Annotated in this window: 8 protein-coding genes; 3 read left to right on the top strand and 5 right to left on the bottom strand. The window is 46.8% G+C overall.

Annotation, left to right across the window (positions count from 1 at the left end; all coding sequences use genetic code 11):
- Positions 1 to 215 precede the first annotated feature (215 nt).
- From panC to dnaB, 3 genes are read left to right on the top strand one after another with little or no spacing between them, the layout of a single operon-like run.
- Entirely contained in the window at positions 216 to 1,067 is an 852-nt protein-coding gene (gene panC, locus I6E49_RS00995) for a pantoate--beta-alanine ligase (RefSeq protein ID WP_235400044.1), read from the top strand.
- A gap of 35 nt (positions 1,068 to 1,102) precedes the next feature.
- Positions 1,103 to 1,450 carry an aspartate 1-decarboxylase gene (gene panD, locus I6E49_RS00990; RefSeq protein ID WP_235399981.1) on the top strand — a complete coding sequence of 116 codons (348 nt, stop codon included), beginning with the start codon at positions 1,103 to 1,105 and terminating at the stop codon, positions 1,448 to 1,450.
- Positions 1,451 to 1,473: 23 nt separating this feature from the next.
- Entirely contained in the window at positions 1,474 to 3,027 is a 1,554-nt protein-coding gene (gene dnaB / locus I6E49_RS00985) for a replicative DNA helicase (protein ID WP_235399980.1), read from the top strand.
- 63 nt (positions 3,028 to 3,090) lie between these two features.
- Here dnaB and I6E49_RS00980 read toward each other — a convergent pair whose 3' ends face one another.
- The 5 genes from I6E49_RS00980 to I6E49_RS00960 all read right to left on the bottom strand — a co-directional run bounded on the left by I6E49_RS00980 (position 3,091) and on the right by I6E49_RS00960 (position 12,090).
- Positions 3,091 to 5,982, bottom strand: a complete 2,892-nt coding sequence (locus tag I6E49_RS00980; RefSeq protein WP_235399979.1) for a PD-(D/E)XK nuclease family protein — start codon at positions 5,980 to 5,982, stop codon at positions 3,091 to 3,093.
- Between the two features lie 5 nt (positions 5,983 to 5,987).
- Positions 5,988 to 9,251 carry a UvrD-helicase domain-containing protein gene (locus I6E49_RS00975; RefSeq protein WP_235399978.1) on the bottom strand — a complete coding sequence of 1,088 codons (3,264 nt, stop codon included), beginning with the start codon at positions 9,249 to 9,251 and terminating at the stop codon, positions 5,988 to 5,990.
- Between the two features lie 29 nt (positions 9,252 to 9,280).
- Positions 9,281 to 9,538, bottom strand: coding sequence for a hypothetical protein (locus tag I6E49_RS00970; RefSeq protein WP_235399977.1), 258 nt, complete (start codon positions 9,536 to 9,538; stop codon positions 9,281 to 9,283).
- A gap of 128 nt (positions 9,539 to 9,666) precedes the next feature.
- Positions 9,667 to 10,407 carry a peptidylprolyl isomerase gene (locus I6E49_RS00965; RefSeq protein WP_235399976.1) on the bottom strand — a complete coding sequence of 247 codons (741 nt, stop codon included), beginning with the start codon at positions 10,405 to 10,407 and terminating at the stop codon, positions 9,667 to 9,669.
- 1,113 nt (positions 10,408 to 11,520) lie between these two features.
- On the bottom strand, positions 11,521 to 12,090 hold the full coding sequence (locus I6E49_RS00960; protein WP_235399975.1) for a hypothetical protein: 570 nt from the start codon (positions 12,088 to 12,090) through the stop codon (positions 11,521 to 11,523).
- Positions 12,091 to 12,209: the final 119 nt, after the last annotated feature.

The following is a 12,209-nucleotide window of genomic DNA, read 5'->3' as shown; positions in this document are numbered from 1 at the left end:
AGGTATAAAAAAAAGTTCGGAAAATCGTCGTTTTTTGTTAATAACGTTATTTGAGGTCAGTATTTGTCATATTTTTAGATTTATTCTTTCCCGTTTAAGAAAAAAGTTGTTATTTTGCATCGAAAATTCAAAAGGATACAAGCTTTAAGCCGTTACCCGTATTGTTTAGTGTTATAAAAATGGTGAATGGCTTATGGCGTTAAAATTAAAAAATGATGAAACTGTTCAGAAGTATTGTTGAACTTCAGAATGAGTTGTTCGAAGTTCGGAAAGAAGGTAAGTCAGTAGGATTAGTCCCAACTATGGGCGCTCTTCATGAGGGTCATGCATCGCTTGTCAATCGTAGCGTGTCAGAGAATGATGTTACGGTTGTATCAGTATTCCTCAATCCGACTCAGTTCAACGACCAAGGTGATTTGGATCGTTATCCGCGTACGCTCGATGCCGATTGCGCTTTGTTGGAACAATGTGGTGCCGATTATGTTTTTGCACCCTCTGTAGAAGAGATGTATCCCACAAAGGACAACAGGCATTTTGAGTTTCCTCCCGTTACGACGGTTATGGAAGGAGCCCATCGTCCCGGTCACTTCAATGGCGTTTGCCAGGTAGTGTCACGTCTTTTCTATATTGTGCGTCCCGACAGAGCTTATTTTGGCGAAAAGGATTGGCAGCAGATAGCTGTTGTCAAGGCTTTGGTGCGCTATCTCGGTCTGAAGCTGCAGATAGTAGAGTGCGACACCATACGCGAGGCCGATGGATTGGCAAAGAGTTCGCGCAACACTCTTCTCTCTGCCGACGAGCGTGCCATTGCTCCCAAGATTTACAGCGCACTTAAGGCGGGCAAGGAATATGGTGCCACCCATACGCTTAAGGAGACTCACGACAAGGTGGTAGCCGACATCAATGCCGTTGACGGACTTGAGGTGGAGTATTTCTCAATCGTCGATGGCAACACATTGCAGGAAGTGCAGTCGTGGGACGACAGCCAGTATATTGCCGGTTGCATAACCGTATATTGTGGCAAGACCCCTATACGTCTTATCGACCATATTACATTTAAGGAATAGTCAGCAACAAACATTTAGAAAGTATTTTTACCGTTATGATGATAGAAGTATTGAAATCCAAGCTGCATTGTGTACAGGTGACACAGGCCAATCTCAACTATATGGGCAGCATCACAATCGATCAGGACCTTATGGATGCTGCCAATATGATTGAGGGCGAGAAGGTGCAGATTGTCAACAACAACAATGGCGAGCGTTTCGAGACATATATTATAAAGGGTGAGCGTGGCAGCGGATGTATCTGCCTCAATGGTGCTGCGGCACGCAAGGTGGCCATTGGCGACACCGTTATAATCATTTCTTATGCTTTGATGGATTTCGAGGAAGCCAAGAAGTTCCGTCCTACGGTGGTGTTCCCCGAAAACAACAAGGTTGTCAAGTAGAAACGCAGTCGTTAGATTCTTTTATGCCAAATACAAGTACAGAAAGAAAGTCGGGCAAGCAGTCGCAGGGCAAGGCGTTCGACAAGAACTACGGCCATCTGCAGCCACAGGCTGTTGATATAGAGAAGGTGGTGCTGGGAGCGCTTATGATTGACAAGGATGCCTTCTCTATGGTGTCCGAGACTTTGCGCCCTGAGACATTCTACGAACCACGTCATCAGAAGATATACAATGCCATACAGACATTGTCTATGAACGAGAATCCTGTCGACATCATGACCGTTGTCGACGAGCTTAAGCGTGAGGGTACTATAGAGGATGTGGGCGGTGCGCCATACATAGTAGAGCTTAGTTCGCATGTGGCATCGTCGGCACATATAGAGTATCATGCCAAGATTCTTGCTCAGAAATATTTGGCACGTCAGCTCATATCTTATGCCAGCGTTGTGGAGACAAAGGCTTTCGACGAGACCCAGGATGTAGACGAACTGATGCAGGAGGCTGAAGGTTCGCTCTTCGAGTTGTCGCAGCGCAACATGAAGAAGGACTACACCCAGGTAGACCCTGTCATCACCAAGGCCATTGACATTCTGCAGAAGGCGCAAGCCAATGCCGGTGGTCTTACAGGTGTGCCTACGGGATATGAGGAATTGGACAAGAAGACGAGTGGATGGCAGAGTTCTGACCTTGTCATCATTGCCGGACGTCCGGCGATGGGTAAGACTTCGTTTGCACTCTCGCTTGCCAAGAACATTGCGGTTGACTACAACACCCCCATTGCGTTCTTCTCGCTTGAGATGAACAATGTGCAGCTTGTCAACCGTCTTATTTCCAATGTATGTGAGATTCCTGGCAACAAGATGCTCAATGGTCAGTTGGCTCCTGATGAGTGGGAACGATTGGACAAGAACATCCGTCTGCTGCAGGGTTCGCCCTTGTATATTGACGACACTCCTGGTCTGTCCATCTTCGAGTTGCGTACAAAGGCTCGTCGTCTGGTACGCGAGAAGGGTGTCAAGATTATCATGATTGACTACCTTCAGCTTATGAATGCCAATGGTATGCGTTTCGGTAGCCGTCAGGAGGAGGTATCAAAGATTTCGCAGTCGCTCAAGGGACTTGCCAAGGAGCTTGATATTCCAATTCTTGCATTGTCGCAGTTGAACCGTACTGTTGAGAATCGTGAAGGTCTTGAGGGCAAGCGTCCGCAGCTGAGCGACCTTCGTGAGTCGGGAGCCATCGAGCAGGATGCCGATATGGTACTGTTTGTGCATCGTCCCGAGTATTATCACATTCTTCATGACGAGAAGGGCAACGACCTTCGTGGCATGGCACAGATTATCATAGCCAAGCACCGTAAGGGTGCTACGGGCGATGTGTTGTTAACCTTCCGTGGAGAGTTCACCCGCTTCCAAGACCCTGAGAAGCAGTCGGCTCCTATAGGCGATGCTCCTTTCGGTTCGGAGATTATAGGCAGCAAGATGAATGGTGGATCAGGCATGCCGTTGCCACCCGATTTGGAAGGAATGCCCGATGACGCCCCATTTGGTGAACCTTCTTCGCCAGCTCCATTTTAGTGATTAATTGAGAGTTGAGGGTTGAGAGTTATGATTACTTTCAACCCTCAACTTTCAACTGAATCAAACCTTACATATTCTTCTATAAGCGCACTTGTCACAGCGTGTATTGTCCGTTGTCGGCGTGAATGGTAAGTTCGTGTTGAAGATGTCGTGCAGCACTTCCTTCAGATGCTGCTCAAACTCCACCTTATATTCTCTAACGTTTGCAATCTTTTGCGAGTCAATCTCAAGCACAGGGTCGTAGTTCTCCTTCGAAGCCTGCTTGACAAAGAGCAATGCCGGACTGACGCAATCCTTCTGTTTGTTGTATTTGGTTGAATTGTCAACGATGAGCGAGTAGAGTATAGCCTGCAGATAATAGTCGGAATGTTTTTGGCTGATATTCATATCCGAGAATATCTCCTCAATCTCCTTAATCTTTCTTGTGGCTTGAATTCCCGTCTTATAGTCCACCACGCGTATCGTCGACACACCGGTCCTTGCGTCTGTCACCCTGTCCAGTCGGTCTATAATGCCGCCTATACGTATCTTGCGCACATTATTGTCTTCCGTCTCGAATGCTATCTGAGTGTATACGGCATCCTCCAGGGCCAGCATCTCGAAGGGAGCTGTCCTTTGGTCGCTATGCAGCAACTGCCTGAGATATTCTATCAGCACCTTGCGGTTTATCAGATGCAGACCGTTGTAGTAGGGACTACGCATAGAGTTCTTCACCTTAAACAGTTCCTCGTTGAAAGCCCTGTCCACAATGCTCTCCAGCAGACCCTTGGTGTTCAGATATTTCTGTATTGAGGCTTTCTCAATCCTGCCATTGTTGTGACTCATGATGTCGTCGTATATCAGTTGCGCCGACTTATGGAATATATTGCCAAACATACGGTTGTCCACCACGTCGTCCTCACAATCAGGTTCTTTGATGCTTGCCACATACTGATAGAAGAACATAAGCGGACATTTTATGTATCTGTTGATAGCCGATGGCGAAAGACTCTTCATGCCGTCGAGCTTCTCCTTGATGCTTCCTGTCTTGCTGATGCTCTTAGGCTTGTGTGCGATAGGCGAGTTGTCGGCAAGCAGATTGTAATGCTTTATCTTTTTCTGTCCGTCCACCATCATCTGTAGCATGAAGCGGCTCATCTCGCCCGTATGCCCGTTGTCGGTAGTGTTGTTGTACACGATGGTAATGTCCTCGGCACGTTGCAGCAGCCGATGAAAGTAGTAAGAGTATATAGCCACCTTATTGTCTATGGTAGTCAGTCCGTGAGCCTTGCGTATGGCATAAGGTATGAACGACGAATCGTTCACGCCCTTAGGCATGTTGCCCTCGTTGCACGATAGCAGCAGCAGGTGCTTGAAGTCGAGATTACGCGTCTCGAGCACACCCATAATCTGTATTCCCACTACAGGCTCGCCGTGAAAAGGTATTGTGGCAGCCGCTATCAGTTGCTTTATCAGTCTGCGCAATGTATTAATGTCTACATCCATGTCGCCGTTGGCAGCCAGCTGTTCCAGTCGATTTATGATGGTGTACATTCTGAACACCGACTCCTGCAGGAATGCGTCTTCTGTGTCCTTGGCGTTCACACCAATCAGCTTGATAATTGTTTCTACGTGATGTAGCAAATGCACGTTGCCGATATTTATGGTTTTGAACAGCAAAGCCAATCCCTGGTCTTCGCCGTTCATTGTAAGAGTCGCCTGGTCGGGATATACCAGATGCTGCTCTTTTATTGTGGCGTACACGTCGTTCGCCTTGTCTGAAATATAGCGCGTGTAGGCATGCCTCAGAAGCTTGCTTGCATATTGCGCACGATAGCACGTCCCCTTGCCCGCAATGCCCGAAGTGTAAGTGTCTAACAGTAGCGACACAAACGAGGCTATTGGGGTCATGCCCAACGGGAAACCACTTGTTATGTTCACCTTGTCCGCCTCGGGTGGCAGACTTTGTATAATAGGCGCCAGTATGGCTTCGTCGCACATCACGACGGCAGTCTTCCTGCCAGCCAGGCATCTGCCTTCCTCGCGCAACCATTGCGAGGCATATCTTGCCTGTATGTTCTCGGTCGATGCCATCACGAACGACACGTCCTTAGGGCGTCGCATATTCTGATAGATGTCTGCCGAGCAGACGTCAAGTTCGTTGGGAAAATCCTCAAGATACATGGCTATATACTTGCCAGCCGCATTGGTATATGCACTATTGTTGCGAGGCATATAGTAGGTGTCGAAGTCCCAGTAGAAGTGGGCTTTGCCAGCCTTCTTCAGATTGGCAAACAGTTCTTGCTCCACCTTCTGAAGCAGGTTGAAACCTACGAATATGTATGTGTCATACTCGAATTCTATGTCTTTTCTTGTGGCAACCTCTCTGTATATGGCACCTTCATATCCTATGCCCTGGTTTCTCAGTCGTTGGTTATAGTCGTGATATATGTCGCCGAAGTGACTCCACAGACTCAGAAATCGTTTCTTCAGCTCAGTCTCCTGGTCATGACTGAAGTTGGCAAAGAATCGTTTCAGCAGTTCGCGTTGCTCGTCAGTAAGATACGACAGGTCGTCAAGCTCGTGTATGTCCTTAAGGTTGCAGAATATCTTGTCGGCATCAGCCATATTCTTGTCTATGTCGTCAAAGTCGGTCAGCAGCAGCTGTCCCCAACCATAGAAGTGGTCGAGCGTCTCGTCAATGCCCGTACACTTTACAAACGACTTATGCAGGTCGCACACCAGCTTTATGGAGTCGCCCACTACATACTCCGAGTGCTTGCCGAAGAGTTCGCTGATGGTAGTATATGCCGGACTCCACATAGGCTTGCCAGCCATACGTGCCATATATTCGTTCATGAACAATGCGGCACGCTTGTTAGGAAACACCACCACAATGCGTGACATGTCAGTACCCCATTTCGCTAACATGTCCTCAGCCACATATTCCAAAAAAGTTCTTGTCGTATTCATGATGCTTATTCTTTCACCTCTTCAATGTTGTTAGTATATACAAACCACAGATATCCTCTTACGTCCTTATATCCCATACCCTTGGTTAGTGCTATGTAGCGTCTCACCTGGTCGGTATATTCCGGACGGTAGGCACCGAATTTGAAGTCTACTATCACTACCTTGTCGCCATCCTTCATCACACGGTCGGGTCTGTGCTCCCTTACCGTATCCGTAGCTTCATCGTAGTCGAGAATGGTACATTCGTTAAACAGTTCCCAGCGTCCCGAGAACCAGTCGGCTACCTGCTTGTTCTCCAGACGCTTGTGTAGCATCTTGCGCAAGCTGTCGCAGGTGGTGTTGCTGTCTTCTATCAGTCCCTCAATCTCCAGCTTCTGCAGACTCGGTTCTATGTCGTCAGCCGTGTTTATAGTGGCAAACAGGTGGTGCAACACTCGTCCTGTCTTTATATACGCCAGTCTTTGCTTCTCCTCGCTGTTGCTGTCGTCCTCGTCGCACACAAACTCCCGGCTCTTGTTGCTTTGTCTGAAGTCGGTATGGTTCTCGTACGTCTCCATTCTCACGTTCTTGTTGCTCACCTGTGGCATGAATATGTTGTCCGAGAGTGCCTTTGTCTTCTTGTCGGCAGTCTCCAGCATGCCGTAAGTATATCTTATATTGCTCTTCTTGTCGCTCGGGTCGCCTTCAAGTTCGCCTCCTTCCAGATTCATATTCACTATAGCTTCTTCTATGGTGTACGACCTTTGGTTGGCATTGCCCCTGCGTGCTATCACATACAGGCTTTGTGAGGCTCGCGTGAAAGCCACATACAGCAAGTTGAGGTTGTCTACACAGTTTTGCAGATGCTCGTCGTTGTAGTCGTCCTCGAATATTGTGCCCTTCATCTGTTTGGCGTTAAAGTCAACAGGTACGAGTGGCAGTTCGTTGAAAGGTGCCACCTTAGGCGAGCACCATATAGTGTTGGTCTTCTCTATGCTCCAGTCGCAGAATGGTATTATCACGTTTTCAAATTCCAGACCCTTGCTCTTGTGTATTGTTATGAGTCTGATGCCATGTGTGGCATTCACCTGAATGGTCTTCGAGCAGATGCTGTCGTCCCATTCCTCCACAAACTTGTCTATGTCGGCAGTATTGTTCTTCAGATAGTCGGTGAGGCAGTCGTAGAAGGCATACATATATGCGTCTTCTCCCTCTATCTTCTTCAGGCTGAACATGTCATACAGCTTCTCAGCCAGTTCGTATAGAGGCATAGCCAGCAGGTCGGGGGCGTTGTCGGCAAACTCTTTCGGCAAAGCTTCGTTCACGCCTTCATCGGTAGCCAGCAGTCTGTCCACCAGTTCGTTGTCCTTGCCCAACACCCTTGTCTGGTATGCCTTGGCTATGTATGTCTTTGCAATCTTGTCGTTGTTGTGTGTGAGGCAATGCATGGCATTGACTATAATGTTCACCGAGTCGGCACTATCCAGTCTGAAAGCCTCGTCCGACACAATCCTCACCTCTGGCATCACCTCGGCAAAGTATTCAGCCAGCTGCTGTATGGTGCCGTTCGAACGTACTATTATTGCTATGTCCGAACACTCAGCTCCGGCTTCCAGCAGTTGCTTTACAGCATCGGCGGTCTTCTGTAGTGTCTGTTCGAGATAGTCCTCCTGTGGCAGCATCTCAATACTCACATATCCCGTCTGCTTTCTGAATTCCGGCACGTTCTGCTCCACGTCCGAGTATGCCTTCTTCAGTTGTCCGGCAGCGTTGTCCGTTTTCTCTTCCTGGTTGTCATAGTCAGCCGTAAGGTCTTTGTATTCTATTTCGGCAGCCTGTGTGAAGAAAGCGTTGTTGAAGTTTATGACACGTCTCGACGAGCGGTAGTTGGTGTCAAGGCTCTTCACGTTCAGCATGTTTCTCATTGTGTGAAACTCCTGCTCAATATTGTTAAGCATGCGCCAGTCGCCCGACCGCCACCTGTATATGCTCTGCTTCACGTCGCCCACAATGAGATTGCCTTGTTCGCTACTGTGGCTCATGCACTCCTCAAGCAGCACCTTGAAGTTTTGCCATTGTACGGTACTCGTGTCCTGGAATTCGTCAATCATGATGTTGTTGAGTCGTGTACCTATCTTCTCGAATATGAATGGCGAGTCGCTGTCTTTTATAAGTGAGTGGAGTAGGGTATGTGTGTCGCTCAGCAGAAACCGGTTGGCTTCCTGGTTCATGTCTCTCACCTTGTTTTCTATGCTGTTGAGCAGTCGCAACTGGTTAAGGTGGCGCAATGTGAGCACAGCCGATTGGTATATAGGCCAGTTGCGGCTTCTTGTGTTTTCGGCGTTTATCAGGGCAGGCGCCAGCTTGGACGAAGCAATGGCTTTCAGTTCAGCATCGGCAGTCTTCTTCACCCATCCGTCGCCATTGCCATTGTCTATGGCAGTCTTCACCCTACTGGTTATCAGACTCTCGTCGTACACACCCGATTGTATCTTGACGAAATATCCTGCAGGTCCGCTTTTGCCGTAGCTAAGGTCTTGAATGTCAATGCCGTTGTTGTTCAGAATGTCGAAGAACAGTTCAGCCTCGTTCACAATCTCCGCCTCAGCCTCATTGCGCAGTTTGCGCAATTTCGAAGTGTATTGCTTGAAGAATCCCTCCTCAAGCAATTTCTCGTTAAGCAGTTTGCTGTTGGTCTTATAGAATTCACGGAATATGTTCTCGCCGAACTTCTTTATCTGTCCTATCACGTTCCAGTTCTTGTCGTCCTGCATATTCTCGTGTATATAGTCCATAATCCATGCCAGGAGCTGGTCGTCCTCCGAAAGATTGTCTATCAGATTGTCAACGGCATTACGTTCAATCTGGTAGTCGTTCAGTTCCACGCGCAGGTTGGCAGTAAGGTCCAGTTCGCGAGCCAGGTTGCGCAATACACTCTGAAAGAACGAGTCGATAGTCTCGATAAGGAAGTAGCTGTAGTTGTTCACTATATTGTGTAGGGCCATACCCGCACGTTCAGCCATGAACTCCTCCGTGACGTCCATGTCAGTCTTTATCTTCTCAATATAGCTTTTCGAGTCAGGCAGTCGTTTCCATATGCCATACAACTGACTCAGTATACGTGTTTTCATCTCCTCCGTAGCCTTGTTGGTGAATGTCACGGCAAGCGTAGACCTGAAACTTGTAGGGTCGTTGATAAGCAGTTTGATGTACTCTACTGATAGTGTAAATGTTTTGCCACTACCAGCGCTGGCTTTGTATACTGTGAGTGCTTTATGTGCGGTATTCATAAGCTGTAAGTTGTTTTTAGCCGTTATGGTTATTCTGCTTCGGCAGCCATTGCGTCAAGTCGGCTTATGGCTGCCTGCATGTCTGTAGCAAAAGATGTATGGTCGGTCAGGAAGTCGTTCTTTCCGTCTGCTATCTTTTCGTACAGCTGACGGTTCATCGACTCCACATACGAAGCTATGGAGTATTCTATGTCGTCCTTCTGCCGCATGTCGTTGCTGTACATATACACGCGCCACTTCTGATGAAAGAAGCAAAAAGCCGATTCTATGCAGTCTTTTGAAATCATTTCTCTTTGTTTTGTAGTCAATAATTTTTTTGTCACGAATCATCACGAATTATCCTTGAATTGTTTCATAAGTACTTCTTTCCATAATTCGTGGTCAGTTCATGATAATTCGTGACAATTATCGCGCTTTATTCTACTACAGTAACCTTATTTATTACGATGTCTTCTTTGGGACGGTCGGCAGGGTCGGTATCCACGTTTATTATTTGCTCAACGATGTCCATACCGCTTTCCACCTCGCCAAACACAGTATACTCTCTGTCGAGGAAAGGAGTGCCACCTACCGTAGTGTAGGCATTCATCTGCTCCTCCGTGAATCCTACAGGCTGCTGTTTGCAGATTTCCTTAGCCTCCTTCTGCAGACTGTCCTGCAGTTCTTGCAGACCCGCACGGTCGCGATAGCGTCTCATTTCCATAATCTTGTCCTTGTGATAAGTCACGAGGTCGTTGAATGTGGTGATCTCCTGGTTCTGCTTCATCTGCTTCTCCATCTGTTTCAGTTGGGCAGTCTTGTAAACATCTCCCCATACAATGTAAAACTGGCTGCCGCTCGATTCCTTGTTCGGATTCACCTCGTCGCCAAGACGTGCAGCACACAAAGCGCCGCGCTTGTGGAATAGGTCTGGCTTTATTTCAGCCTCAATAGTATAGTCAGGACCGCCAGCACCGAGATGCTTGCCGGCAGGCGCACCTTTCGATTCAGGGTCGCCACCCTGAATCATGAAGTCCTTAATCACACGATGAAACAAAGTGCCGTCATAGTAGCCCTCGCCAATCAGCTTAAGCATATTGTCACGATGTTTTGGAGTCTCGTCATAAAGGCGCACAACGATGTCGCCCTTCTGTGTTTCGATTTTTATCTTTGCCATAGTTCTTATAATTTCTTATAATGCAAAGTTACAACAAAAAGTTGGTAAATGGTGATTTTTGCCAAGTCGAAGCACAACTTCGCCCTATAAGCGCAAATCAATTGCAATAAAACACTATATATTAATTAAAAATTAGTAACTTTGCTCATTCTATAGGCATTTCCCGCCAATAGATACTGATTTCAACATCGAAAACGAACGTGTTTCATACGATGCAGAACAACAAAACTGGTCAAAAAGTTACGTCCACTACTACAGGGGACGACGGCAGTCATAGGCTGCGAAATCAGATACATCTCCGGAGCAACAGTAGAAATAGACCGCGAACTGCTCGACATAGTAAGCAATGAGTAAAGATGCTTGAGTCACGAATTACCAAGAATTATCCACGAATTACTTTGGTTAATGTTAAGTGTTAAATTCAAAATTGAATAATTCAAAATCGCATGCAAAGCAGCGAACAACTCAAAATTCAAAACTCAAAATTCCAAATTGCCTCTAACGCAAACCATAGGAGACTATGGCGTCCTCGCCATAGCCTGAGCAAGCAAAAGTACAGGTTGCCATACTGTTGGTTTCCCTTTAGTCATTCGATGCATCTTCGTCTGTCCTCCGTTTTGCCTCCGATATACCTCCGATATACCTTCGATACATCTTCGATTGTTCTTCGATTCCCGAACGATTCCCGAACGATTCCCGAACGAAGCCCGAACGGAGGATGAACGGAGGATGAACGAAGGATGAACGAAGGATGAACGAGAATCGATCGAAGAACGAACGAGAACCGAACGAAGAGCTATCGAGAAGCAATCGAGAACCGATCGAGAACCGATCGAAGAATCAAGCGTAGCATAACGCTTCATTACAGACTTGTTTGTTGGATTACGATTTCTTTTCATTGTCTTGATTTTTTAGGAGTAACCGTCTATTTCTCCATATTGTTCACTAAGAAGTAGATATTAACTTTGCTGCTGAACAAAAAATCAGTAGCAAATGGAAAATAAAGTAAAATTCAAGTTACTTAAAAATGATAACGTATTCATCCGCCAACGATAACGTTATCATCCGCCAACGATAACGTTATCATCGGTCAACGCATACGTATTCATTTTTTCACGGTATCAAGCCCTCTTTCCAGAAGTGAAACAGAACACGTAATGCAGACACGACACTTACCTTGTTGGTCGGGTGGGAGGATACGAAAGTAAGGATATGCTTGTCTGCAATCTCACGCACAGACTTAACCCCAGAGGCATTCAGGTGGGTAAGAAACTCACTGAGATAAAGTCGGTAGCCCTTGATGGTAGTCTCACTCCTGCGGAGATTTGCAAGATGGGTGATGAGTTTTTCCATCTCTTGCCCAACAGCACCATCCAAAACATGATAAACAGGAGCAAGGCAACGTTTGCGGATGCGTCCGAGCAATAGCATATCGTCCAACACTTGCACGCTGCGTATTTTCTCGCGCTCCTGAGGACGTATGGTGCCATTGAAATGACAGGTGGAGATAAAATCAGCTCCGACATCGGGAGAGTAGGACTCGATGTTAAGCTCCGACATGTAACGGATGATACCAGTACGCCATAGACTCTTGTACTTGTAGATTCTGTTCCTTGTGTAACAGTTTTTCTGGAAGTACTTGACACATCGATTGATGAGGTCTTGAATATTTACTTCTTGCATAATGATTATATTAAGTTAGGGCATATGCCTTTCACCTATAATATAATATTATGAGAAGTAATTATGACAAGTTGAGAATGTATTTTTCAAGAAATCAGCAGATTTATGTCTTCGAAAAT

It is taken from the genome of Leyella stercorea, from assembly GCF_021531655.1.
This window is presented reverse-complemented; position numbering and strand designations above follow the sequence as displayed.